Raw genomic sequence first — 25,001 nt, 5'->3', positions numbered from 1 at the left:
GAGGAGGGGCGGGGGCTGTCATGAACTGACCCCGCCCGTCACGGAAAGTGACGGGTGAGTCATCCCTGGCGGGCGGCTCCGGCCCCGGTGTCCGCGGCCCGGTGGCGCCGGACGTGCAGATCGCCCAGCCCCTGCCGGGTGGCGACCAGCAGCACCCGGTCCTGTGGCCGCAGGACATAGCCGTCGCCGAGCTCGTGCACCAGGTGCGCCGGCTCGCGCTCCGCGTCGGGCGGTGTCGCGGCGGCGGCGTCCGGCTCCGGATCGTCGGGGGCTGAGGTGTCGACCGCCAGCACCCGCAGCCGCCCCGGCCGCAGCACCTCGGCGACCGTACGGCCCTCCAGCGCCACATGGCCGCGCACCTCGACCCGGGCGATCAGCAGCACCCGGCGCTCGACGGGGATGGCGCCGAGGATCTGGCGGCCCATCATCGCGCCGGCGAAGGCGGGCGCGGCCAGGTAGGTGACGCTCCGGCTGCGGGTCAGGGCCCGCGGATGCGCGGCGCGCAGGGTGCGGTAGACGGCGGTGGCGAACCGGTCGTCGAACAGCCGCAGCGTCACCCGCAGCCGCGGCTTGACCGAGCGGGCGTAGAGCGCGGCCTCCAGGTTGGTGGTGTCCTCGCTGGTCAGAGCGAGCAGAGTGGCCGCACGCTCGATCATCGCGGCTTCCAGGACACCTTCTTGTGTGACATCCCCCAGCACGGTCGGCACCCGCAGCCGTCGGGCCAGCGCGATGCCCCGTGCCTCGGGGTCCCCTTCGATGCACACCACGGGGATGCCCATCTCGTGCAGCCGCGCCAGTACCCGGGTGCCGACCTTGCCGAGGCCGAGCAGCACCACATGCCCCGACAGGCCACGGGGCGGGCGGCGCAGGGCCGAGGCGCTGCGGAAGGTGCCGAGCCCTTCGAACGCCGCCGCGACCAGCACCGGCAGCAGCAACAGCCCGGTCAGCCCGGACAGCAGCTGCAGCACCTTGCGGGGCGTCGGGTCGTGGATCGCCGGGTCGTTGATCGCGAAGAGGTCCAGCAGCGAGAGATAGGCGGCGTGCACCGGATCCTCACCGGTGGTCAGCCAGCCGGCGACGGCCAGCGCCAGCACCGCTCCGACGACCCCGGCCAGCGACCAGCGCAGCCGCCGGGAGAAGAGCGAGGCGAGCGGCGCGCCCCGGCCGCGCAGTCCGCGGGGGCGCACCGGCCGCCCCGTATAGGAGACGGTCTCCAGGACGACGGTTCCGCAGCCGACGGCGGCCGAGGCCGCGGCGTCGTCCGGGAGAAGTACGGGACCCTCGTGTCCTGCCGCCGAACTCGGTGCGTCCTCGGGGTCGTTGGCGGCGGCGGAGAGCAGCGCCAGGGTGCACAGCCCCGGAGTGCCGGGCCGGCCCGGTGGCACCGGCGCACGCTCCACGGCGCGCAGCAGCAGCCCGTCCGCCTCGATGACCTTGCTGGTACCGGCGACCGCGGCGGCCGCGAGCGCGGGGGCCACGGTGTCGGCGTCGGACAGCACGGTCGTGGAGGCATCGACGGCCTCCGCGTCCCCGGCGTCGTCGGAGCCCAGGGCGGCGACCGCCGCCGCCTGGTCCAGCAACTCCTCCAGATGCTGGCCGAGTTTGCGGTTGTAGAGCCGGATGACCAGCCGCAGCCGCGGGTTGAGCCGGCGGGCCCGCAGCGCGGCGTGGATGTTGAGCTCATCGTCGTCGTAGACCAGCGCCAGGGCGTCCGCCTCGGCGACGCCGGCCGCGGCCAGCGCCGCATCGTCCGGCTGGGCCGCCTCCAGGAGCCGTACGGTCTCCTCCGGCGCCTCCGCGTCGTCGTCAAGGCCCTCGGGCGGCAGCGGTGTCGTCCGCGTCATCGCCGCCGACATCCGGCCCAGCAGCGCGGTCGCACGGTCCAGCGCACGGGCCGGCGGCGGGATCCGGGGCCGGTGCGACTCCCGGGCGGTGGGGACGACGAGCGTCACCCGTTCGCCGTAGACGTCCCGGAGTTCGGCGGCGAGCCGATGCGCCAGCGCATCGTCGCCGCAGACCACCATGTGCGGGGTGCGGTGGCCCTGTTGGGGCTGGAGAGGGAGGTTGGGCACACCTCGTAGCGTGCCTTACGGGCGCCGGGCTGCGCAGCCCGGCGCCCGAGGCGCGGCGCGGACGGCGCGGATCCGCATCCGACCACGGCCCACCGCGCCCCCTACCGGGAGCGCCATTACGGCTACGGTTGTACCGGACCACGGTGCGCCCAGCGCCCCCGCTGCCGCGCCCGGTCCTGTCACGAGCCGTGGCTCCGTGTCGCCGGTACTGGGAGAAGAAAGTAGTGAGCAGGGTGTTTGTGCAGGTCAGCGCGCTAGTACAGGGCACGGGGTAATCAGCATGCACATCGTCATCATGGGGTGCGGGCGCGTGGGCTCCGCGCTTGCGCAGACCCTGGAGAGCCAGGGTCACACCATCGCCGTGGTGGACCAGGACCCCACGGCGTTCCGTCGCCTGGGTTCGTCCTTCGGCGGCCGCCGGGTGACCGGCGTCGGCTTCGACCAGGACACCCTGCGCGAGGCCGGCATCGAGGAGGCGGGCGCGTTCGCGGCCGTCTCCAGCGGTGACAACTCCAACATCATCGCCGCCCGGGTGGCCCGCGAGATGTTCGGTGTCGAGAACGTCGCGGCCCGTATCTACGACCCGCGCCGCGCCGAGGTCTACCAGCGCCTGGGCATCCCGACCGTCGCCACCGTCCGCTGGACGGCCGACCAGATGCTGCGCCGGCTGCTGCCCTCGGGCGCCGAACCGCTGTGGCGGGACCCGAGCGGTGGCGTCCAGCTCGCGGAGGTGCACACCTCCCCCTCCTGGGTCGGCCACAAGATCAGCACCCTCCAGGAGGAGACCGGCGTCCGCGTCGCTTTCCTCACCCGGCTGGGCGAGGCGATTCTGCCGACCTCGCAGACCGTGCTGCAGGAAGGCGACCTGGTGCACGTCATGATGCGCACCGACGAGGTCGAGAAGGTGGAGGCGGCATTCGCCACGGGTCCTGAGGGGGCGCACGCATGAGGGTCGCGATCGCAGGCGCGGGTGCGGTGGGCCGTTCCATCGCGGGCGAGCTGCTGGAGAACGGGCACGAGATCCTGCTCATCGACAAGGCGCCGACCGCCATCTCGGTCGAGCGGGTGCCGCTGGCGGAGTGGCTGCTGGCCGACGCCTGCGAGATCACCTCGCTGGACGAGGCGGCGCTGCAGCGCTGCAACGTCGTCATCGCGGCGACCGGCGACGACAAGGTGAACCTCGTCGTGTCGCTGCTCGCCAAGACCGAGTACGGCGTGCCGCGGGTGGTCGCCCGGGTCAACAACCCGAAGAACGAGTGGCTGTTCAACGAGTCCTGGGGCGTCGATGTCGCGGTCTCCACGCCGCGTCTGATGTCGGCCCTGGTCGAGGAGGCGGTGAGCGTCGGCGATCTCGTCCGGCTGCTGCGCTTCAGCCACGGTGACGCCAACCTCGTCGAGCTGACGCTGCCTCCGGAGGCCGCGCTGGCGGGCACCCGGGTGGGCGATGTGGAGTGGCCCGAGGACACCTCCCTGGTGACGATCATCCGCGGGACGCGGGTGCTCACGCCCAACAAGGAGGACGCGCTGGAGGCCGGCGACGAGCTGCTGTTCGTCGCGGCCCAGTCGCGCGAGGAGCAGTTGGAGGATCTGCTGTCGGTGCGGCGCGAGGACGCGTAGCGCCGGCCGGTGGGCCCGCCGGTGTGTGCCCCGGCGGACGGCCGACGGGGCACACACCACCCACGTGAAGCGCCCGGGGCCCGGGAACCAAGCGGTTCCCGGGCCCCGGGCGCAGGTGTGTGCGGTGTCGGCCGCCCGTCCCGTCAGCGGCGGTGGCGCGCCCGCCGCGGCCGCTCGTCGGCGGCCTCCGCCGCGACCTCGGACGCCATCTCCGGGTAGAGGTCGTCGGCGACCCCGTCCAGCACCGCGCGCTCGCCGCGGCGCCGCTCCTCCGCCTCCTTTTCTGCCTGCTCCTTGGCCTCCATCTCGGCGAAGACGTCGATCGGCGGCGGTGCCTTCGCCAGGAAGACCCAGGTGAGGTAGACGGCGAGCAGGAAGGGCGGGATCTTCAGCGCGATCAGCACCCAGCCGAGCTGGGTGGTGTCCGCCCACCAGTACAGCGGGAAGAGGATCGCGCACTTGGCGAAGAGGATCAGTCCCCAGGCCCAGCTGGCCTTGGCGTACGCCTTCTTGCGTCCCGGGTTGCGGGTGCGCCAGGAAAGGTTCTCCTTGAACACCGGCCCCAGGATCAGCCCGATGAGCGGGACGCCCGCGGCCGTGGTGATCATGTAAGCGAGGGACAGTCCGAGGGTGTAGAGCATCCCCGGCAGATAGAAGTCCTTGGCGTTGCCCGTCATCATCGCGAAGACCACGCCGAAGACCACCCCGAAGACGCCGCTGAAGGCGTGCTTGACGGTGTCCCTGCGGACCAGGCGCACGGCCGCCAGCACCAACGAGACGGCCAGCGCGGCGATCGCCGAGGTGTGCAGATCCTTGTTGATGGTGAAGATCGTGACGAACAGCAGGCCGGGGACCACGGTCTCCACCATGCCGCGTACGCCGCCGAACGCCTCGAACAGCGCCGCCTCGGTCACCTGCCTGTGGTCGGCATCTGTTCGGTCGCCCGGCTCGGGCGAGGGGCCTGCGGGGGCGTCGGGGCCGCCCTCCGCGTCAGTGGTCGGTCGGTCGTGAGACGTCACCGGCTACTCCTGTCCGAGCGGTCGGAGTTCGTACTTCGGATTGAAGAGCACCCGGCGTCCGTGGCTCAGGGAGACCCGGCCCGAGGCGATGAGCTTTCGGCCCGGCTCGATCCCGACGATGGAGCGGCGGCCGAGCCACACCACGTCGAGCGCCGCGGAGCCGTCGAAGAGCTCCGCCTCGAGCGCGGGCACACCGGCGCGCGGCCGCAGCGTCACATGCCGCAGGGTGCCGGTGACCTTCACTATCTGCCGGTCGTCACAGTCGCAGATACGGGTGCACCCCGCGTCCTGCGCATCCTGCTGCAGCTCGGCGGACTGCAGCTCCTCCTCGGAGGAGGACAGCCTGTCGAGCAGCCGGCGGAATCGGCCGGCCGGCTTCTCGGAACGGGTCCCAGCACTCATAACCCCAGCGTACCGGTGGCCGGGGCCGCGGATCACGGTCCGCACACGGACTTCGTACCCGCCTCACAAAGCCGCGGCCCGCCGCGGGGGCCGGAGCCCGGCCGTGCCCCGCCGCCTCACTGCTCGAAGCGGTACCCCATCCCCGGCTCCGTGATGAAGTGCTTCGGGTGCGAGGGATCGCTCTCCAGCTTGCGGCGGAGCTGGGCCATGTACACCCGCAGGTAGTTGGTCTCGGTGCCGTACGAGGGCCCCCAGACCTCCTGGAGCAGCTGCTTCTGGCTGACCAGCCGGCCGGCGTTGCGGACCAGGACCTCCAGCAGATGCCACTCGGTGGGGGTCAGCCGGATGTCCCGGCCGCCGCGGTTGACCTTCTTCGCCGCGAGGTCGACGGAGAAACCTTCCGTCTCCACGATCACCTCGTCCTCGGCAGGCCCCGTCGGCTCGGCCCGGCGCACCGCCGCCCGCAGCCGGGCCAGCAGCTCGTCCATGCCGAACGGCTTGGTGACGTAGTCGTCCGCGCCGGCGTCCAGCGCCTCCACCTTCTCGTCGGAGGTCTGCCGCGCGGAGAGCACCAGGATCGGCACCCGCGTCCAGCCCCGCAGCCCCTTGATCACCTCGACGCCGTCCATATCGGGCAGACCGAGGTCGAGGACGATGACATCGGGGTGGCGGGCGGCCGCGAGTCTGAGCGCGCTGGCCCCGTCGGGGGCGGCGTCGACCTCGTATTTGCGCGCCTTCAGGTTGATCACGAGGGCGCGGACGATCTGCGGCTCGTCATCGACCACAAGCACCCGGTTCACTGGCGTTCTCCTCGTGGTGTCGTCGGCCGGCGGGGCGGGCCCGCCGGGTGTGTGGGGAGGGTGGTCCGTGCGGCCCGGCTCATGTCGTGGCCCGGGCCGGAAGGCCGGGCCTGGCCGGTGGCCTGCCGGGCGCGGCCCGGAGCGTGAGGACCATCGTCATGCCGCCTCCGGGGGTGTCCTCGGCGGCGAGCGTGCCGCCCATCGCCTCCGCGAAACCGCGCGCCACGGCCAGTCCGAGACCCACGCCGGCACCGCGCGGAGCGTCACCGTAGCGCTGGAAGGGTTCGAAGATCCGGTCCTTGGCGCTGTCCGGCACCCCGGGGCCGCGGTCGGCGATCCGCAGCTCCACCCGGTCGCCGAGCGCGCTGGCCGAGACCAGCACCACCGCACCGTCCGGGCTGTATTTCACGGCGTTCTCGACGAGATTGGCCACCGCGCGCTCCAGCAGTCCCGGGTCGATGGCGACGATGGGCAGCTCCTCGGGGATGTCGAGGGTGACGCTGCCCTCGGGGACGCCGCCGAGCGCCATCGGCACCACCTCGTCGAGGTCGGTCTCGCGGATCAGCGGGGTGACCGTGCCGGTCTGCAGCCGGGACATGTCCAGGAGGTTGCCGACCAGGTGGTCCAGCCGGTCGGCGCCCGCCTCGATGCCGGCCAGCAGCTCCGCCTCGTCCTCCTCGGACCAGGCGACGTCGTCGGAGCGCAGGGAGGTGACCGAGGCCTTGATGCTCGCCAGTGGGGTCCGCAGATCGTGGCTGACCGCGGCCAGCAGCGCCGTCCTGATGCGGTTGCCCTCGGCCAGCTCCCGGGCCCGCTCCGCCTCGCCCACCAGACGCTGCCGGTCCAGTACGACGGCGGCCTGGGCGGCGAACGCGGCCAGCACCCGGCGGTCCTCGGCCGGCAGCACCCGGCCCGTCAGCGCCAGCGCCATGTGATCGCCCACGGGCATGTCGACGTCCGCGTCCTCGGGGCGCATCAGCGGCTTGCCGTGATCGCTTCCGGCCCGGCCCGCGCAGGTCCACGGCTCGACGTCGCCGGCCCGCTCCAGCAGCGCCACCGTCTCCATGCCGAAGGTCTCCCGTACCCGCTCCAGCAGGGCGTCCAGGGTCGTCTCACCCCGCAGCACGCTGCCCGCGAGGAAGGACAGGATCTCCGACTCGGCCCGCAGCCGGGCCGCCTGGTGGGTGCGGCGGGCGGCGAGGTCCACCACGGAGGCGACCGAGACGGCCACCGCGAAGAAGATCACGATGGCGACGATGTTCTTGGGATCGCTGACCGTGAGGGTGTGGGTGGGCGGCGTGAAGTAGAAGTTCAGCAGCAGCGAGCCGACCGCGGCCGACGCCAGGGCCGGCAGCTGCCCGCCGAGCAGCGCGGCGACGACCGTCAGGAAGAGGAAGAGCAGGACGTCGTTGGCCAGCCCGGGGCCGTTCGCCATGCCGGTCAGCAGCAGCGAGAGCAGGACCGGGCCGGCGACGCCGACGAGCCAGCCGGCGAGGATCCGGGTGCGCCCCAGCCGCGCACCGCGTGCCACCGGCAGACCGCGGCCCTTGGCGACCTCGTCGTGGGTGACGATGTGCACATCGAGATCGGGCCCGGATTCGCGGGCGACGGTCGCCCCCACCCCCGGCCCGAAGATGTACTGCCAGGCCTTGCGGCGGCTGGAGCCCAGCACGATCTGGGTGGCGTTGACCCCGCGCGCGAACTCCAGCAGCGCGCTGGGTATGTCGTCCCCGATGACGTGATGGAACGTGCCGCCCAGGTCCTCCACCAGCGTCCGCTGGACGGCGAGTTCCTTGGGTGAGGCCGAGGTCAGCCCGTCGCTGCGGGCGATGTAGACGGCAAGCACCTCGCTGCCGGACCCCTTGGCCGCCATCCGCGCCGCGCGGCGGATCAGCGTACGGCCCTCCGGCCCGCCGGTCAGTCCGACGACGATGCGCTCACGCGCCTGCCAGGTGGAGCGGATCGAATGCTCCGCGCGGTACTCCTGCAGATACTCGTCCACCCGGTCGGCGACCCACAGCAGCGCCAGCTCGCGCAGCGCGGTGAGGTTGCCGGGGCGGAAGTAGTTGGACAGGGCGGCGTCCACCTTGTCGGGCTGGTAGATGTTGCCGTGCGCCATACGGCGGCGGATCGCTTGGGGCGACATGTCGACAAGCTCGATCTGGTCGGCCCGGCGGACGATCTCGTCCGGCACGGTCTCGCGCTGGCGCACACCCGTTATCGACTCGACGACATCCCCGAGTGATTCCAGGTGCTGGATGTTGACGGTCGATATCACATCGATCCCGGCTTCCAGCAGCTCCTCGATGTCCTGCCAGCGCTTGCCGTGGCGCGAGCCGGGGACGTTGGTGTGGGCCAGCTCGTCGACCAGCGCCACGGCCGGAGCGCGATCCAGGACCGCGTCCACGTCCATTTCGGTGAAAACCGTGCCGCGGTACTCCAGCTCCCGGCGCTGCATCTGCTCCAGCCCGTGCAGCATGACCTCGGTACGGGGCCTGCCGTGATGCTCCACGAACGCCACGACGAGGTCCGTGCCCCGCTCCACGCGCCGGTGTGCCTCGGACAGCATCGCGTACGTCTTGCCGACGCCCGGTGCCGCGCCGAGATATATCCGTAGCTTGCCGCGTGCCATGGCCCCATTGTCTTACGTGAAAGCCGCCCCCACCGGGCTGAACCTGCTGCGACCCTACCGACCGGGCAAGCGGACAAAAGGGGCAGTCGGCGACTTGGCGGCCGGTCTTGACGCGACTCTGATACAGGGGGCGGGAGGAGCGGGCGGCCGGGGTTCATGGGGGTGGGCGGGCCTTCGGGTGGGCGGGCCTTCGGGTGGGCGGGCCTTCGGGTGGGCGGGCTTGGGGCGGGACGAGCTTGGGGGTGAGCTGGGTTTGGTGCGGGACAAGCTTGGGGGTGAGCTGGGTTTTGGGGCGGGACGGCACCGATGGCCCGGAAGCCCCGGCTGCTTCCATGACACCGGCCGGCTCCGCGGGGCACCGGCCCAACCGCCCTTCCCGGACACCTCACTGACAGGAGGGACGACGGGACGGCGGCGGCCCGAGGCCGGAAAAATGCCCTCGCCGGACCGCCGGCCGACTGCGACGATGCCCCACATGACCGAGGCACAGCCGACGACGCCCCGCAGGACCGACGTCCGTCTCGCCCACACCGCCGAACTGGACCCCGCCACCCTGAAGGCGGCCCGCGTCCTCCTCCACGACGTCTTCGACGACATGACCGCGGAGGACTGGGAGCACGCCCTCGGCGGTCTGCACGCCCTGGTCCACGAAGACGGCGCACTGATCGGCCACGCTTCCGTGGTCCAGCGACGGCTGCTGCACGACGGACGGGCGCTGCGCTGCGGCTATGTGGAGGGCGTCGGCGTCCGCGCGGACCGGCGCGGACGCGGACACGGCGCGGCCATGATGGACGCCCTGGAGCGGGTCATCCGCAGGGGCTACGACCTCGGCGCGCTCGGCGCCGCCGACGAGGCCGCGCCCTTCTACGCCGCCCGGGGCTGGCAGCTGTGGCGCGGCCCGTCCTGGGCCCTCACCCCGGACGGCATCCGGCGCACCGCCGACGAGGACGGCTGCATCTACGTCCTCCCCACCCCGGCCTGCCCCCTCGACCTCAACACCGACCTCACCTGCGACTGGCGCGACGGCGACGTCTGGTGAGGCACGGGGCCGGCCGGGCGAAAGCCTCCTCGCCCGGCCGGCCCCGGCCCACCCCGCCCCATCGCGCCCCCTCACTCCTTCAGGGACCGCACGCGCGCCTGTGCGCTCAGCCCTTGGCCCGGCCCTGCACCAGATCCCTGAGCCCGATGTTCAACTCCAGGACGTTCACCCGCGGTTCCCCCATGAAGCCGAGGATGCGGGCATCGGTGTGGCGCGCGACGAGCTGCCGCACCGTGGCGCCGGGCAGATGGTTCTCCTTGGCGACGCGGTCCGCCTGCAGCTGGGCGTACGCGGGTGAGATGTCCGGGTCGAGTCCGGAGCCCGACGAGGTGACGGCGTCCGCCGGGACCTCCGACTCGGGGATCCCGTACGTCTCGGAGACCCACTGCTTGCGCTCCTTCACCGCCTTGATGAGGTCGGTGTTGGTGGCGCCCTGGTTGGAGGCGCCGGAGACCTGGAGGTCGTAGCGGGTGTTGACGCCGTTGGCCCGGTTGCTGCCCAGGCCCGCCGAGGGGCGCGGCTGGAAGAACTTCAGGTCCGGGACCGGATTGCCGTGCTTGTCCTTGCCCTTGTCGTAACGCTGGCCGATCAGCGACGAGCCGACGACCGTGCCGTGGGAGCTGACCTCGGACCCGTTGGCCTTGCCGGGGAACGCAGCCTGCGCCACTCCGGTGACCACCAGCGGGTAGACGACCCCGCAGACCACGGTCAGGACGAGCAGGGCGCGCAGCCCCGCCCCGATCAACCGGGCGGTGTTGCGTACGGAGTTGTTCACGGCGGTCACCCGATTCCGGGGAGGAGAGTGAGGAGCAGGTCGATGAGCTTGATGCCGATGAACGGTGCGATCAGACCGCCCAGTCCGTAGACGGCGAGGTTGCGGCGCAGCATCCTGTCGGCGCTGACCGGCCGGTACTGCACGCCCTTGAGGGCGAGCGGCACCAGCGCGACGATGATCAGCGCGTTGAAGATGATCGCCGAGAGGATCGCGGACTGGGGGCTGGACAGCCGCATGATGTTGAGGGTGTCCAGGCCGGGGTAGGCCACCGCGAACATCGCCGGGATGATCGCGAAGTACTTCGCGACGTCGTTGGCGATCGAGAAGGTCGTCAGTGCTCCCCGGGTGATCAGCAACTGCTTGCCGATCTCGACGATCTCGATGAGCTTGGTCGGGTTGGAGTCCAGGTCCACCATGTTCCCGGCCTCCTTGGCGGCAGAGGTACCGGTGTTCATGGCCACGCCGACGTCCGCCTGTGCCAGCGCGGGGGCGTCGTTGGTGCCGTCGCCGGTCATCGCGACCAGCTTGCCGCCGGCCTGCTCCCGCTTGATGAGCGCCATCTTGTCCTCGGGCGTGGCCTCCGCAAGGAAGTCGTCCACCCCGGCCTCGTCGGCGATCGCCTTGGCCGTCAGCGGGTTGTCACCCGTGATCATGACGGTCTTGATGCCCATCTTGCGCAGCTCGGTGAAGCGTTCGCGCATGCCGTCCTTGACGACGTCCTTGAGGTGGATGACACCCAGGACCCGGGGGCCGCTCTCGTCCTCCAGGGCGACCAGCAGCGGGGTGCCGCCCGCCTGCGAAATGGCCTCGGTGAGCTGCTGCGCGTCCTCGGCGACGCTGCCGCCGCGCTCCTTGACCCAGGCGATGACCGAACCTGACGCGCCCTTACGGACCTTGCGCCCGTCGACGTCCACACCCGACATCCTGGTCTGGGCGGTGAAGGGGACCCACTCGGCGTCCGTCAACTCGCCCTGGTGGCGCTCGCGCAGTCCGTACTTCTCCTTGGCGAGCACGACGATGGAGCGGCCCTCAGGGGTCTCGTCGGCCAGCGAGGACAACTGGGCGGCGTCCGCGACCTCGGCCTCGGTGGTGCCGCGGACGGGGACGAACTCGGCGGCCTGGCGGTTGCCGAGGGTGATGGTGCCGGTCTTGTCGAGCAGCAATGTCGATACATCGCCCGCGGCTTCCACGGCGCGGCCGGACATGGCCAGGACGTTGCGCTGCACCAGGCGGTCCATACCGGCGATGCCGATGGCCGAGAGCAGCGCGCCGATGGTCGTCGGGATGAGACAGACCAGCAGCGCCAGCAGGACGATCATGGTCTGCTCGGCGCCCGCGTAGATCGCGAAGGGCTGGAGGGTGACGACCGCCAGCAGGAAGACGATGGTCAGCGAGGCGAGCAGGATGTTGAGCGCGATCTCGTTGGGGGTCTTCTGCCGTGCGGCGCCCTCGACGAGGTTGATCATCCGGTCGATGAAGGTCTCGCCGGGCTTCGTCGTGATCTTGATGACGATGCGGTCGGAGAGCACCTTCGTCCCGCCGGTGACGGCCGAGCGGTCACCGCCGGACTCGCGGATGACCGGGGCCGACTCCCCCGTGATGGCGGACTCGTCGACCGAGGCCACGCCTTCGACGACATCGCCGTCACCGGGGATGATGTCGCCGGCCTCGCAGACGACCAGGTCACCGATGCGCAGTTCGGTGCCGGGGACCTGCTCCTCGGTGCTGCCGTTCAGCCGGCGCGCGACGGTGTCGGTCTTGGCTTTGCGCAGGGTGTCGGCCTGCGCCTTGCCGCGGCCCTCGGCGACCGCCTCCGCCAGGTTGGCGAAGATGACCGTCAGCCACAGCCAGACGGCGATCGCCCAGCCGAACCAGTCCGAGGGAGACGTGCAGGCGAAGATCGTGGTCAGCACGGAGCCGACCTCGACCACGAACATCACGGGGGACTTGACCATCACCCGCGGGTCGAGCTTGCGTATCGCGTCCGGGAAGGACGTGACCAGCTGCTTGGGGTCGAAGAGACCGCCGCCCACGCGGCCGTCGCCGGGCTTGTGCCCGCTGGGGACGTCCTGGTGCGGGGCGCGAGTCGGAGTGGCGGTGGACATGGAGCCGGGCTCCTCTTGTTTCACAGATGCGGTCATGACAGTCCCTCCGCCAGCGGGCCGAGGGCCAGCGCCGGGAAGTAGGTCAGACCGGTGATGATCAGGATCGTGCCGACGAGCAGCCCGGCGAAGAGCGGCTTCTCGGTACGGAGGGTGCCCGCGGTCTCCGGGACCGGCTTCTGCCCGGCGAGCGAGCCGGCCAGGGCGAGCACGAACACCATCGGCAGGAAGCGGCCGAGCAGCATCGCCAGGCCGATCGTGGTGTTGTACCAGGGCGTATTGGCGTTCAGGCCGCCGAAGGCCGAACCGTTGTTGTTGGCGCCGGAGGTGAACGCGTACAGCACCTCGGAGAAGCCGTGCGAACCGGCGCCCAGCGCCTTGGTGTTGAGCATCGAGCCCAGTGCGTCGGGCAGCACCATCGAGGCGGCGGTGAAGCCGAGCACCAGCGTCGGGGTGATGAGAATGAAGCAAGCGGCGAGCTTGATCTCGCGGGTGCCGATCTTCTTGCCCAGGTACTCGGGTGTGCGGCCGACCATCAGGCCGGCGATGAACACCGCGATGACCGCCATGACGAGCATGCCGTAGAGGCCGGAGCCCACGCCGCCCGGCGCGATCTCACCGAGCATCATGCCGAGCAGCTGGATACCGCCGCCGAAGGCCGTGAAGGAGGAGTGGAAGGAGTCCACCGCGCCGGTGGACGTGAGGGTGGTGGCCACCGAGAAGATCGAGGAGCCACCGACGCCGAAGCGGGTCTCCTTGCCCTCCATGGCGGCGCCCGCGGCCTGCAGGGCCGGGCCGCCGTGGGCGAACTCGGTCCACATCATCAGGGCGGTGAAGCCGAGCCAGATGATGCCCATCGTGGCGAGGATCGCGTAGCCCTGCTTCACGTTCCCGACCAGCTTGCCGAAGGTCCGGGTGAGCGCGAACGGGATGACCAGGATCAGGAAGACCTCGAAGAGGTTGGTGAAGGCGTTGGGGTTCTCGAAGGGGTGGGCGGAGTTGGCGTTGAAGTAGCCGCCCCCGTTGGTGCCCAGTTCCTTGATGACCTCCTGGGAGGCGACCGCGCCGCCGTTGGTCTGCTGGGAGCCGCCCATGAACTGACCGACCTCATGGATGCCCGAGAAGTTCTGGACGGCACCACAGGCGACCAGGACCAGGGCACCGATGACGGCGATCGGCAGCAGCACCCGTACGGTGCCGCGGACCAGGTCGGCCCAGAAGTTGCCGAGCTCGCCGGTGCGGATGGGGGTACCCCCTGCTCGAGCGGAGCCGAGAGCTCGGGGGAGGGCGAAGCCGCGTACCAGGGCGATGGCGACGGCCATGCCGGTGGCGGCGGAGACGAAGTTCTGCACCGCGAGACCGGCGGTCTGCACGACGTGGCCCATCGCCTGTTCGCCGCTGTAGGACTGCCAGTTGGTGTTGGCGACGAAGGACGCCGCGGTGTTGAACGCCTGGTCCGGGCTGATCGACGCGAAGCCGAGGGACAGCGGCATACCGCCCTGGACGCGCTGCAGCAGGTAGAGGAAGAGCACGCCCGCCGCGGAGAACGCCAGGACGCCGCGCAGATAGGCGGGCCAGCGCATCTCGGCATCCGCATTGGCGCCGATGCAGCGGTAGATGACCTTCTCGATACGCAGGTGCTTGGGGGACGCGTAGACGGCGGCCATGTAGTCGCCGAGGGGGCGGTACGCCAGGGCCAGCGCCGCGGTGAGCGCTATCAGCTGGAGCACGCCTGCGAGAAAGGGGCTCATTCGGTGCTCAGAACCTCTCCGGGAAGACGAGGGCGAGGACCAGGTATCCCAGCAGGGCGACGGCAACGATCAGGCCGACGATGTTCTCGATGGTCACAGCTTCGTCACCCCCTTGGCGACGAGAGCCACCAACGCGAAGACCGCGATCGTGACAACGACGAAGGCCACGTCGGCCATCGTGTGCTCCTAGATGGATGGGGGGATCAGGACCCCCAAAGCAAAGCGCCCTTCCGACGCGGCTTGAACACTGTTGACGCCTCCCTTACGGCCATTAGCGCTCCGTTGACGGATTTCATACGCGTTTGGAGCTGACCTGCACAAACAACGAGGGCCCGGACCCCTCAACGGGGGCCCGGGCCCTTGCGACCGTCGTTATCCGGCCGAGAAAGCGGACGCATTCGCGCCGCTTCACCGCGCGGTGTGCTCAGCGGATCTCGGTGATCTCCGGTCCACGCTCCAGACGCTCCACACCACCGCCGAAACGCGACTGCTCGACCTGGTCCTGCTGCACGCCGTCCGGCACCATCTGGGCGTCGTCCGGCAGCTTCAGGACGATCGGGTCGCGGGGGGCCATCGGGCCCTCGCCGCGGATGATGACGGTGTCCCGGAAGATGTGTTCCAGCACGCCGGCGGCCTGCGGCTGCACCGCGCCCTGGCCGGAGATCACACCGCGCAGGAACCACCGGGGGCCGTCGACACCGACGAAGCGCACGACCTGCACACCGTTCGTGCCGTCCGGCAGCTGTACGGGCACCTGGGCCCGCAGCTCCCAGCCCAGCGGGCCCTCGACCTCGTCGATGACACCGCCCTGCTGGGTGATGCCGGCCGCGATCTCCTCGCGGACCTCGCCCCAGATGCCCTCGTTCTTGGGGGCGGCGAAGGCCTGCAGCTGCACGGCGCTGTCCTGCAGCACCACGGTCGCGGCGACGATGGCGTCACCGGCGACCTCCACCCGGAGCTCCATGCCCTCGACACCCGGCACAAACAGCCCGCCGAGGTCCACCCGGCCCTCGCCGGGCTCGGAGATCTCCGACGCGTCCCAGGGACCGTCGGGGCGCGGCGCGGGCGGAAGATTGAGCCGCTGCTGCGGCGCCTCGTCCTCGTCGGCGTCGCTCACCGCGTGCTCGTCGAGCGTGGTGTCCTCGACCGACTCTTCAGGAGCCTCGTTCTTCTTGCGACGTCCGAACACGTCACTGTCCTTCCCGGTCGGCACCGACCGATGCGTATTCATTCCCGCCCGTGGAGCCGCCCACCGCCGCATGACCGCCGGTGGAACCGAATCCCCCCTCGGCCCGCGCCGAGCCGGGAAGTTCCGCCACCTCGTGGAAGCGCACCTTCTCGACCTGCTGGACGACCAGTTGGGCGATCCGGTCGAACCTCTCGAACCGCACGCTCTCGCGCGGGTCCAGATTGACCACGATCACCTTGATCTCTCCACGGTACCCGGCATCCACCGTCCCGGGGGCATTCACCAGCGCCAGGCCGCAGCGCGCGGCCAGTCCGGACCGCGGGTGCACAAAGGCCGCATACCCGTCGGGCAGCGCGATCGACACCCCGGTGGGCAGCACGGTGCGCTCCCCCGGCGCCAGCTCGGCGGCCTCGGTGGTCACCAGATCCACGCCCGCGTCCCCGGGGTGCCCGTACGCCGGAACGGGCACGTCCGGATCCAGCCGCCGCAGCAGTACGTCCACCGGATTCCGTCCCTGACTCATGGGTTCACCTCGAAGGCACGCGCTCGCTTGACCTGGTCCGGGTCGGACATGGCCGCCTGGATCTCCTCGGTCCTGCCGTTGTCGATGAAGTGGTCGACCTTCACCTCGATGAAGACGGCCTCGGCGCGCACCGCGACGGGGCCGTCCGGACCGTCTATGCGCCCCACGGCCGTCGAGTAGATCTTGCGCCCGTGCACCGCGGTGACCCGCGCGTCCAGGTGCAGCACCGTGCCCAGCGGCACCGGCCGTACGAAGTCGGTCTCCAGCCGCCCGGTCACCGCGATCACCCGCAGCAGCCAGTTCAGCGAGCCCAGGGTCTCGTCCAGCGCGGTGGCCAGCACCCCGCCGTGCGCCAGGCCCGGCGCGCCCTGGTGGGCCTCCTTGACGGTGAACTCGGCGGACACGCTCACGCCGTCGCCGGCCCGTGCCTCCAGATGCAGGCCGTGCGGCTGGCCCGTGCCGCAGCCGAAGCACCGGTCGTAGTGCGCGCCGAGGAGCTCTCCGGGAGCCGGCGCGTCGGCATGCCGGACCGGAGCGACGGCGTCCGCCGGTGGCGTCAGCCGCGCCCTGGGTTCGTCAGTTCCACTCACGAGGTCAGACCCTACCCGCGCGCGTAACGGACCCGCGCCGCCGTGCCAAGCTGGAGCCATGCAGCCGTACGAAGAACGCCTCACCGCGCCCCGGTCCTGGTGGGTGATCGCCGCGATGATCGGCGTCGCCTGCGCCCTGATGCTGCTCCCCCTGGGGACGCTGTGGATGCTGGGCGGACTGATCGGCGGAGCGGCCCTGTCCGCGGTGGCGGTGAGCTCGTACGGCTCGGCACGGATCCGGGTGGTGGGCGGCGCCCTGATCGCCGGCGACGCGAAGATCCCGGTGACGGCACTGGGCGAGGCGCGGGCGCTGGACGCGGACGAGGCGCTGGCGTGGCGTACGCACAAGGCCGACGCCCGTGCGTTCATGCTGCTGCGCGGCTACATCCGTACCGCGGTGCGGGTGGAGATCACCGATCCGCAGGACCCGACGCCGTACGCCTATCTCTCGACGCGGACGCCGGAGCGTCTGGTGGCGGCGCTGGCGGCCGGACGGGGCTGACCGGCGCGCGGGGGCGGGTCAGCCGCCCGGTGGCGGCGGAGCTTCTCCGGTTGGTTCGCCGCCCGCGGGGGCGTCCGGCGCGAAGGGGGAAAGGGCCTCCCAGGGGACCTGCTTCGTGCGCAGGTCCTTACGGATTTTTTCCGCAAGCTTTCTGGTGTCCCTGCGGTTCATGAACGCGCCGACGGAGGCGCCGATCATGAACGGGGCGAGGTTGGGGAGGTTGCGCAGCGTGCGCTTCATGATCTGCTGGCGCAGCTCACGCCTCATCTGCACACCGAGGGCGATGTTGAGCGAGGCCGGTTTGGTGAGGTCGACGCCCCGCTCCTCCGTCCAGGACGTCAGATAGGCCATACCGCGCTGCCGGAAATTCCCGGCGGGCCGGAGGCCGTAGACCTCGTGCAGCTCGGCGATCAGTTTGATCTCGACCGAGGCGACGCCGGTGACCTCGGCGGCCAGCTCGGCCGGCATGGCGGGCGGTACGGGCAGCATCGCTGCCGCTCCGACGCCCGCTCCGACGGCTCCGGTGGCTGCGCAGGCACCGGCGACCAGCTTGTCGGCCAGGTCCTCGGGGGTCAGTCCGGGGAACTGGGCGCGCAGGGTGGCAAGGTCACGGACCGGAACCCGCGGGGCGGTCTCGATGATCCGGTCGGCGATCACGGCCAGCCCGGCCCGTACCCTGCCGCCGGTTCTTCCGGCGCCACGGCCGGCCATGGCCGCGAGCGAGGCCGTGCGGCCCCTCCCCCGCTCTCGGCTTCGCCCGAGCGGGAGGTGACCCCACCGCAGTGCGCCGGTCGTCCGTTCCGCGGGAAGGGCGCTCGGGTCGGCGGGCACGGGCGCGGTTTTCTCGCGTGATCGTGCGCCGGCCGCCGAGCCTTCGACGCCCTTGGAGCCCTTGCGGAACGGGTTCACGCCTGCCACGGCGTAGACCGGACTCAGGCCGCGCAGTCGCGGCAGATCGGCTGCCCGTTCTTGTCCTCCGCGGCGAGCTGGCTGCGGTGGTGGACCAGGAAGCAGCTCATGCACGTGAACTCGTCCTGCTGCTTGGGCAGCACGCGCACGGCCAGTTCTTCGTTGGACAGGTCCGCGCCGGGCAGCTCCAGGCCCTCGGCCTGCTCGAACTCGTCGACGTCGACGGCCGAGGCGGACTTGTCGTTCCGCCGCGACTTCAGCTCTTCGATGCTGTCCTCGTTGAGGTCGTCGTCGGTCTTGCGTGGGGTGTCGTAATCCGTAGCCATTTTCGCTCTCCCCCTCTGGGTGTCTGCGGTGTCTCAGCGCTCGTAACGCGTGAGAGGCCGGACTTGTGCCCGACCTGAGGCGGAGATTTTGCCTCACATCAAGGTCTGTTACTCAATCGACACCCAACCGCACCCCTGAAGAGGTGATCGGTTTGGATGGCGATCAGGACCGTACACGGTCCGAATGTCGCACCTCGCGCAGCCCATCACCTCTACTTCCCGTGATCTCACCCCCCGGAAACCCGGACGTCCCCGGCATTCCGACAGGCTTTTTGATCACAGAGCGTAAATGGCCGGAAAATCGCGCCTGTGAGGCATCACACACGCGCTGACCGGCGGGCGGACCGGTTCAATTCCGCGCAAAGCGAACTCGGCGAAGGATCCACGCCGACCCCCCTTGTCGTCAAACCGGCAGGCGAGGCGGTGTACGGCCGCGAGACGGGCGATCGTACGCACAGATGTCCGATGACTGCCCAGGGGGGTGCACAACGGCTCCAGCGGGCGTACAACCCCCCTGTGGCCTGCGTCAGAGCGGCAGGACGACCCGCATCACCAGTCCGCCGCCCTCGCGGGGCCGAGCCGTGATCGTGCCGTCGTGCGCACGCACCACCGAACGCACGATGGACAGCCCCAGCCCGACCCCCTTGTCACTCCCGGTCCGCTCGGTCCGCAGCCGCCGGAACGGCTCGAAAAGGTTCTCCACCTCATAGGCCGGAACCACCGGACCGGTATTGGAGACCACCAGCACCGCACACCCCGGCTGCGGCTGGACCGTCACCTCCACCCAGCCCTCCTCCGGCACGTTGTAGCGCACCGCGTTCTGCACCAGATTCAGCGCGATCCGCTCCAGCAGCACCCCGTTACCCTGCACGAACACCTGCTCACGCACCCCCCGCAGCGCCACCCCCTTGGCCTGCGCCTCCTCACGGGTCTGCTCCACCGCCTGCGACGCCACCTCCGCCACATCCACCGGCTTCTTGTCCACGACCTTGTTCTCACTGCGCGCCAGCAGCAACAACCCCTCCACCAACTGCTCACTGCGCTCATTGGTCGCCAGCAGCGTCTTGCCCAACTGCGCCAGCTCCGGCGACGCCCCCGGATCCGCCAGCTGCACCTCCAGCAACGTCCGGTTGATCGCCAACGGCGTCCGCAACTCGTGCGACGCATTCGACACGAACCGCCGCTGCGACTCGAACGCCCGGTCCAGCCGGTCCAGCATCTCGTCAAAGGTGTCCGCAAGCTCCTTCAGCTCGTCATCAGGACCCCCCAACTCGATCCGCCGGTGCAGATCCGAACCCGCCACCCGCTGAGCCGTCCGCGTAATACGCCCCAACGGCGACAACACCCGCCCCGCCATCGCATAACCGAAAGCGAACGCCACCACCGTCAAACCCAGCAAAGCCAGCAGGGAGCGGTTGAGGAGGCTGTTGAGGGCCACCGCGCGCTGGTGCTGCAGGCACTGTTCGACGGCCTGCTGGAGCAGCTGCCCGGACGTCTCGGTGGGCAGGTCGCAGATGTCACTGGTCGACTGGAACTTCCCGCCGAGGATCTTCAGGGGCAGCGCGCTGCCGTCGTGCAGCGCGTCCGCGGCCAGCATGTAGATGATCGTCAGCAGCACGATCCCGGCCATCAGGAACATGCCGCCGTACAGCAGCGTCAGCCGTATCCGGATCGTGGGCCGCAGCCACGGGAACGGACGGACATCGACCGGCCTGGGGTCCCAGGTCGGCTTGGGCGGAACGGGGGGCGGCGGGTTCGTCGCCTTGGAGAACGAGGGCAGGGAAGGCATCGCCGGTCAGATCCGGTATCCCGAGCCGGGGACCGTGACGATCACCGCGGGCTCGCCGAGCTTGCGGCGCAGCGTCATGACCGTGACCCGTACGACGTTGGTGAACGGGTCGGTGTTCTCGTCCCAGGCCTTCTCCAGAAGCTGCTCCGCCGAGACGACCGTGCCCTCGCTGCGCATCAGGACCTCCAGCACCGCGAACTCCTTGGGGGCGAGCTGGACCTCCTTGCCGTCGCGGAAGACCTCGCGGCGGTTCGGGTCGAGCTTGATGCCGGCCCGCTCCAGGACGGGCGGCAGCGCGACGGTCGTACGGCGTCCGAGAGCGCGGACCCGGGCGGTCAGCTCGGTGAAGGCGAAGGGCTTGGGAAGGTAGTCGTCCGCGCCGATCTCCAGGCCCTCGACGCGGTCGCTGACGTCGCCGGAGGCGGTGAGCATCAGGACCCGGGTGGGCATCCCCAGCTCGACGATCTTGCGGCAGACATCGTCGCCGTGGACGACCGGAAGGTCACGGTCCAGCACGACGACGTCATAGTCGTTGACCGCGATCCGTTCCAGGGCGGCAGCGCCGTCGTAGACCACGTCGACCGCCATGGCCTCCCGGCGTAGTCCGGTGGCCACCGCATCGGCGAGCAGCTGCTCGTCCTCGACGACGAGAACACGCACGTCGCTAGTCCTTCCTCAGGGCCCTTTCGGGCAGGCACAACAATGTCTTCAGAGCTCTTCCATCCTGCCCCGAAGAGCCATAAACCGGCGGTAAGGGGGGTGCGGAGGGGTGGAGGGCCCCGGGGCGGCACCCGACGGGCAGGATTCCCGGGAGGGTTGAGGTTTCCCTGAGGTGAGGGGTGGGGAGGACGACTGCACACCCGCGATCACGCCCTGTTTATTTCGGCTATCCGCCTTGAACTGATCCATCGCAGGGACCACGCCGTGATCGAACCGCCCGTCGGCACACCCCCGTGCCCACCGACCCACGACGAGGGGGCGCAATGGACGCGTTCACCGCAGGCATTTTGCAGCGCATAGAGAACACCGAAGCTGATCTGGACCGGGCCCGCGCTGCGGGCGACGACTTCCTCGCCGAGGTCGAGCAGGCAGAACTCGAGGACCTGCAGCGACTGGCGACCGAGCACGGCGTGCGGTACGGAGCGGTCAGCAACGCCTGACACTCCCGGCGTACGACGAGAGCGCCCCGGCATCCAGGGGAAGGAGCCGGGGCGCTGTCGTGCCCGGATGCGGGTCCGGTCAGTCGTGCCAGGCGCCGAGCTCGTCCAGGAGCGGCTGCAGCTGCTCGAAGAGGGCCGGGGAGGCGGCGAGGGTCAGCTCGTGGGAGGCCGTCCGGCCGGGCCGGCCCCCGGTGAGCGCCCCGGCCTCGCGGGCGATCAGCGCGCCGGCCGCCAGGTCCCAGGGGTTCAGACCACGCTCGTAGTAGGCGTCGAGCCGGCCGCAGGCCACATCGCACAGGTCGATCGCGGCCGAGCCGCCGCGCCGGATGTCGCGGACCTGCGGCAGCAGCGTGCGCACCACCTCCGCCTGGCCCGCCCGGCGCTCGGCGAGATAGCCGAACCCGGTGCCGACGAGCGCCTGGGAGAGCGGCGGGGCGGGCCGGTGGCGGATGCGCTCGCCGTTGTTGAACGCGCCACGACCGACGACGGCCTGGTAGGTCTCGCCGCGCATCGGGGCGGCGACGACCCCGACGACCACCTCGCCGTCCTTCTCCGCCGCGATGGACACCGACCAGGCCGGCAGCCCGTAGAGGTAGTTCACGGTGCCGTCGACGGGGTCGATGACCCAGCGGATGCCGCTGGTGCCGTCGGTGCTGGCGCCCTCCTCCCCCAGGAAGCCGTCGTCCGGGCGGTGCTCCCCGAGGAAGTCGGTGATCAGCTTCTCGGAGGCGAGATCCATCTCGGTGACGACGTCGATGGGGCTGGACTTGGTGGCGGCCACGCCGAGGTCGGCGGGTCGGCCGTCGCGCAGCAGCGCCCCCGCACGGCGGGCGGCCTCCAGGGCCAGGTCGAGGAGTTCGTCGTACAGCGCGTCGCTCTGCGCCGGGGCGGTCTGGGGGACGGCGGGGTGCAGCGGGTCGGGCACGATGCTCCTTGCTCGGACGAGCGGTGGTCGGGGAGGGATCGGGGGCGAGGGCGTGAGGGTGGGGGCTTATGCGGGGGCCCGGTCTGCCGGGCCGCGCCAGTCGGCCCCGGCGGCGGCCGGGCGCGGAGCGCGCGCGGGGCAGCAGCCGACCGGGCACAGGTCGTGGCCGGCACCGAGGGCGCCCAGGGCGCAGCGCTCCGGGGCGCGGCCCCGTTCGGCGGCCGCGCGCTCCAGGAGGAGGTCGCGGACGGCCGCCGCGAACCGCGGGTCGGCGCCCACCGTCGCCGACCTGGCGACCGGAAGTCCCAGCTCGGCGGCCTTGGCGGTGGCTTCGGTGTCGAGGTCGTACTTGACCTCCATGTGGTCGGAGACGAACCCGATGGGAGCCATCACAACGGCCGGTACGCCGGCGGCGTGCCGCTCCTCCAGGTGATCGCAGATGTCCGGCTCCAGCCACGGGATGTGCGGGGCCCCGCTGCGGGACTGGTAGACGAGCCGCCAGGGGTGCTCCACACCGGTCTCCGCCCGGACGGCGTCCGCGATCACCTGCGCCACGTCCAGGTGCTGGGCGACATAGGCGCCGCCCGCACCGTCCCGCGTGTGGTCGGCGGGAGTGCCGGAGGTGTCGGCCGCGGCGGTGGGGATGGAGTGGGTGGTGAAGGCGAGATGGGCACCGCCTCGCACCTCCTGGGGCAGGGCCGCGAGGGACGCCAGCACGCCGTCGACCATCGGCCGGATGAAGCCGGGGTGGTTGAAGTAGTGCCGCAGCTTGTCGACCCGGGGCGGCTCCAGGCCCTCGGCCTGCAGGGCGGCGAGCGCGTCGGCGAGGTTCTCGCGGTACTGCCGGCAGCCCGAGTACGAGGCGTAGGCGCTGGTCGCCAGGACGGCGATACGGCGGTGGCCGTCGTGGACCATGGTGCGCAGGGTGTCGGTCAGGTAGGGCGCCCAGTTGCGGTTGCCCCAGTAGACGGGCAGGTCCAGTCCGTGCCCGGCGAAGTCCTTGCGCAGTGCGTCCAGCAGTTCCCGGTTCTGGGCGTTGATAGGGCTGACGCCGCCGAACAGGAAGTAGTGCTGCCCCACCTCCTTCAGGCGCTCACGGGGGATGCCGCGGCCGCGGGTGACGTTCTCCAGGAACGGGACCACGTCGTCGGGGCCTTCGGGGCCGCCGAAGGACAGCAGCAGCAGGGCGTCATACGGGCGGGGATCGCACTGTTCGGGCATGCCATCGATCCTGCCACCCTTCCCATGGGTGCGGCGGGCAGGTCCCGGCGCCGGGAGGCCCGTCCGCCGCGGTCGGGCGGTGGCGGAAATCCGGAGGCGTCCGACGGCGCACCGCCCGTAAGCTGTATCGGCCCCTGTCATTCCTTACCGATCTTTTCGGTCCTCACCGGCGGAGCGCCCCCGTTGCCCAGTCCCTACCGCGCCCTCTTCGGCCGCCGCGGCACCAAGTCGTTCTCCGCCGCCGGGCTGCTGGGCCGGATGCCGTTGTCGATGCTGGGCATCGGGATCGTCACGATGATCTCCCAGCTGACCGGCCGCTACGGCCTGGCCGGCGCGTTGTCCGCGACCATTGCGCTGTCCGCCGCGGTCCTCGGCCCGCAGATCTCCCGGCTGGTGGACCGGCACGGCCAGCGCCGGGTGCTGCGCCCGGCCACCCTGGTGTCGGTCACCGCGGTCGCCGGACTGCTGCTGAGCGCGCAGCAGGGCTGGGCGGACTGGCTGCTGTTCGTCTTCGCGGCCTGTGCGGGGTGTGTGCCGAGCGTGGGGGCGATGATCCGGGCGCGTTGGGCCGAGCTCTACCGGGGGTCCCCGCGAGAGCTGCACACCGCGTATTCGTGGGAGTCGATCGTCGACGAGTTGTGCTTCATCGTCGGGCCGATCCTGTCCATCGGCCTGTCCACCGCGTGGTTCCCGGAGGCGGGGCCACTGCTGGCCGCCGCTTTCCTGGCCGCCGGCGTCTTCTGGCTGACGGCGCAGCGGGCGACGGAGCCGGTGCCGCATCCGCGCGAACACCACACCAAGGGGTCCGCGCTGCGCTCACGGGGGCTGCAGGTGCTGGTGGTGACGTTCGTGGCCACCGGCGCGATCTTCGGGGCGGTCGACGTGGTGACCGTGGCCTTCGCCGAGGAGGTCGGGCACAAGGCGGCGGCCAGTCTGGTCCTGGCCGTCTATGCGCTCGGCTCGTGTGCGGCCGGCGCGGTCTTCGGCCTGCTCCACCTCAAGGGGCATCCGTCCCGCCGCTGGGTGGCGGGGGTGTGCGTGATGGCCGTGAGCATGGTGCCGCTGCAACTGGTGGGCTCGCTGCCGCTGCTGGCCGTCGCCCTGTTCGTCGCCGGGCTGTCCGTCGCCCCGACGATGGTGACCACGATGGCGCTGGTCGAGGAGCACGTGCCGCGGGCGAAGCTGACCGAGGGCATGAGCTGGACCGGCACCGGCCTGGCAGTGGGCGTCGCACTGGGGTCGTCGGCCGCCGGCTGGGTGGTGGACGCCGCCGGGGCCGCCCGGGGCTATCTGGTGCCCGGGGCGGCGGGCCTGCTCGCCGCACTGGTGGCCTTCGCGGGCTACCGCAGGCTCCGCCCGCAGTCCGCGCCCGCGGTGGCAGGCCCGGCCGTGGCGGGAGGCCTGCCCGGCCTGCCCGGACCGACCGATCCGACCGGACCGACCGAACCGGCCACGGAGCGGCGGGGCGAGGAGAGCGTCGCGTAGGGGTGCCGGGGCCCGGCTTCGCCCGGCCTCGCCCGTCCGCATCGCCCCGCCACGCCCGCCATCCCGACCGTCCGCGTGAACCCACCCCTCCCATCGGGGAGTTACCCGCGGTACGACATGTCCGGGAGCCGGGCGGTTCGGGCCGATTCCGCGCCGTTGTGATTCCCGTCACC

General features: G+C 71.2%; 24 protein-coding genes. 6 read left to right on the top strand and 18 right to left on the bottom strand.

Translation table 11 applies throughout. The annotated features are described in order from the left end of the window. Positions 1–59: 59 nt before the first annotated feature. Positions 60–2,024 (bottom strand): potassium channel protein, encoded by a 1,965-nt coding sequence (locus CFW40_RS27060; protein WP_088802390.1) that lies wholly within the window; start codon positions 2,022–2,024, stop codon positions 60–62. Positions 2,025–2,352: 328 nt separating this feature from the next. Between CFW40_RS27060 and CFW40_RS27055 the strand changes: the two genes are divergently transcribed. Both CFW40_RS27055 and CFW40_RS27050 read left to right on the top strand, forming a co-directional pair. Continuing rightward, a complete protein-coding gene (locus CFW40_RS27055; RefSeq protein ID WP_086721044.1) occupies positions 2,353–3,021 on the top strand; it encodes a TrkA family potassium uptake protein in 669 nt (222 codons plus the stop codon). Further along, positions 3,018–3,689 carry a TrkA family potassium uptake protein gene (locus CFW40_RS27050; protein ID WP_030088864.1) on the top strand — a complete coding sequence of 224 codons (672 nt, stop codon included), beginning with the start codon at positions 3,018–3,020 and terminating at the stop codon, positions 3,687–3,689. The genes CFW40_RS27055 and CFW40_RS27050 overlap by 4 nt, the downstream gene beginning before the upstream one ends. Positions 3,690–3,832: 143 nt before the next feature. Here CFW40_RS27050 and CFW40_RS27045 read toward each other — a convergent pair whose 3' ends face one another. From CFW40_RS27045 to CFW40_RS27030, 4 genes are all read right to left on the bottom strand, one after another. Further along, entirely contained in the window at positions 3,833–4,708 is an 876-nt protein-coding gene (locus tag CFW40_RS27045; RefSeq protein WP_371127256.1) for a DUF3159 domain-containing protein, read from the bottom strand. 3 nt (positions 4,709–4,711) lie between these two features. Next, entirely contained in the window at positions 4,712–5,110 is a 399-nt protein-coding gene (locus tag CFW40_RS27040) for an OB-fold nucleic acid binding domain-containing protein (protein WP_030088861.1), read from the bottom strand. A gap of 116 nt (positions 5,111–5,226) precedes the next feature. Further along, the gene (locus tag CFW40_RS27035) at positions 5,227–5,910 is read right to left on the bottom strand and encodes a response regulator (protein ID WP_088800463.1); all 684 of its coding nucleotides are present in this window, start codon (positions 5,908–5,910) and stop codon (positions 5,227–5,229) included. Positions 5,911–5,989: 79 nt separating this feature from the next. Continuing rightward, complete coding sequence (locus CFW40_RS27030) at positions 5,990–8,542, bottom strand: sensor histidine kinase KdpD (protein ID WP_088800462.1); 2,553 nt, start codon at positions 8,540–8,542, stop codon at positions 5,990–5,992. Positions 8,543–9,008: 466 nt separating this feature from the next. On the opposite strand from CFW40_RS27030, the gene CFW40_RS27025 reads away from it, so the two are divergent. Next, a complete protein-coding gene (locus CFW40_RS27025; protein WP_371127257.1) occupies positions 9,009–9,581 on the top strand; it encodes a GNAT family N-acetyltransferase in 573 nt (190 codons plus the stop codon). Between the two features lie 106 nt (positions 9,582–9,687). Here the strand turns inward: CFW40_RS27025 and kdpC are convergent, their stop codons facing one another. The 7 genes from kdpC to CFW40_RS26990 all read right to left on the bottom strand — a co-directional run bounded on the left by kdpC (position 9,688) and on the right by CFW40_RS26990 (position 16,511). Next, positions 9,688–10,365 (bottom strand): potassium-transporting ATPase subunit KdpC, encoded by a 678-nt coding sequence (gene kdpC, locus CFW40_RS27020; protein WP_088800460.1) that lies wholly within the window; start codon positions 10,363–10,365, stop codon positions 9,688–9,690. Then, entirely contained in the window at positions 10,362–12,461 is a 2,100-nt protein-coding gene (gene kdpB / locus CFW40_RS27015; RefSeq protein WP_176960241.1) for a potassium-transporting ATPase subunit KdpB, read from the bottom strand. The genes kdpC and kdpB overlap by 4 nt, the downstream gene beginning before the upstream one ends. Before the next feature lie 32 nt (positions 12,462–12,493). Then, a complete protein-coding gene (gene kdpA, locus CFW40_RS27010; protein ID WP_088800458.1) occupies positions 12,494–14,209 on the bottom strand; it encodes a potassium-transporting ATPase subunit KdpA in 1,716 nt (571 codons plus the stop codon). 7 nt (positions 14,210–14,216) lie between these two features. Then, positions 14,217–14,306, bottom strand: a complete 90-nt coding sequence (gene kdpF / locus CFW40_RS27005) for a K(+)-transporting ATPase subunit F (RefSeq protein ID WP_016575741.1) — start codon at positions 14,304–14,306, stop codon at positions 14,217–14,219. Positions 14,307–14,633: 327 nt separating this feature from the next. Then, the gene (locus CFW40_RS27000) at positions 14,634–15,398 is read right to left on the bottom strand and encodes a DUF3710 domain-containing protein (protein WP_088802388.1); all 765 of its coding nucleotides are present in this window, start codon (positions 15,396–15,398) and stop codon (positions 14,634–14,636) included. 1 nt (position 15,399) lies between these two features. Beyond that, on the bottom strand, positions 15,400–15,921 hold the full coding sequence (gene dut / locus CFW40_RS26995; RefSeq protein WP_088800457.1) for a dUTP diphosphatase: 522 nt from the start codon (positions 15,919–15,921) through the stop codon (positions 15,400–15,402). Next, complete coding sequence (locus CFW40_RS26990; RefSeq protein ID WP_088800456.1) at positions 15,918–16,511, bottom strand: PaaI family thioesterase; 594 nt, start codon at positions 16,509–16,511, stop codon at positions 15,918–15,920. The genes dut and CFW40_RS26990 overlap by 4 nt, the downstream gene beginning before the upstream one ends. A 58-nt stretch (positions 16,512–16,569) precedes the next feature. Between CFW40_RS26990 and CFW40_RS26985 the strand changes: the two genes are divergently transcribed. Continuing rightward, entirely contained in the window at positions 16,570–17,013 is a 444-nt protein-coding gene (locus tag CFW40_RS26985) for a DUF3093 domain-containing protein (protein WP_088800455.1), read from the top strand. A gap of 18 nt (positions 17,014–17,031) precedes the next feature. On the opposite strand, the gene CFW40_RS26980 is transcribed toward CFW40_RS26985, so the two are convergent. From CFW40_RS26980 to CFW40_RS26965, 4 genes are all read right to left on the bottom strand, one after another. Beyond that, complete coding sequence (locus CFW40_RS26980) at positions 17,032–17,844, bottom strand: hypothetical protein (RefSeq protein WP_088802387.1); 813 nt, start codon at positions 17,842–17,844, stop codon at positions 17,032–17,034. Positions 17,845–17,945: 101 nt separating this feature from the next. Further along, positions 17,946–18,248, bottom strand: coding sequence for a DUF4193 domain-containing protein (locus CFW40_RS26975; RefSeq protein ID WP_003982531.1), 303 nt, complete (start codon positions 18,246–18,248; stop codon positions 17,946–17,948). A gap of 526 nt (positions 18,249–18,774) precedes the next feature. Beyond that, entirely contained in the window at positions 18,775–20,037 is a 1,263-nt protein-coding gene (locus tag CFW40_RS26970; protein WP_088800454.1) for a cell wall metabolism sensor histidine kinase WalK, read from the bottom strand. A 6-nt stretch (positions 20,038–20,043) separates the two neighbouring features. Next, a complete protein-coding gene (locus tag CFW40_RS26965) occupies positions 20,044–20,697 on the bottom strand; it encodes a response regulator transcription factor (protein ID WP_006602630.1) in 654 nt (217 codons plus the stop codon). 323 nt (positions 20,698–21,020) lie between these two features. On the opposite strand from CFW40_RS26965, the gene CFW40_RS37260 reads away from it, so the two are divergent. Further along, positions 21,021–21,197, top strand: a complete 177-nt coding sequence (locus CFW40_RS37260; RefSeq protein ID WP_006602631.1) for a hypothetical protein — start codon at positions 21,021–21,023, stop codon at positions 21,195–21,197. Between the two features lie 79 nt (positions 21,198–21,276). On the opposite strand, the gene CFW40_RS26960 is transcribed toward CFW40_RS37260, so the two are convergent. Together CFW40_RS26960 and CFW40_RS26955 are read right to left on the bottom strand one after the other, a co-directional pair. After that, the gene (locus tag CFW40_RS26960) at positions 21,277–22,122 is read right to left on the bottom strand and encodes an inositol monophosphatase family protein (RefSeq protein ID WP_088800453.1); all 846 of its coding nucleotides are present in this window, start codon (positions 22,120–22,122) and stop codon (positions 21,277–21,279) included. 66 nt (positions 22,123–22,188) lie between these two features. Further along, positions 22,189–23,343 (bottom strand): ferrochelatase, encoded by a 1,155-nt coding sequence (locus CFW40_RS26955; protein WP_088800452.1) that lies wholly within the window; start codon positions 23,341–23,343, stop codon positions 22,189–22,191. Positions 23,344–23,526: 183 nt separating this feature from the next. Between CFW40_RS26955 and CFW40_RS26950 the strand changes: the two genes are divergently transcribed. Beyond that, the gene (locus tag CFW40_RS26950) at positions 23,527–24,828 is read left to right on the top strand and encodes an MFS transporter (protein ID WP_256331275.1); all 1,302 of its coding nucleotides are present in this window, start codon (positions 23,527–23,529) and stop codon (positions 24,826–24,828) included. Positions 24,829–25,001 lie beyond the last annotated feature (173 nt).

Origin of the sequence: Streptomyces sp. 2114.4, assembly GCF_900187385.1 — a bacterium.
GTDB lineage: Bacteria > Actinomycetota > Actinomycetes > Streptomycetales > Streptomycetaceae > Streptomyces > Streptomyces mooreae.
The sequence above is the reverse complement of the archived record's forward strand: the minus strand, read 5'-3'. Positions and strand labels throughout refer to the sequence as shown.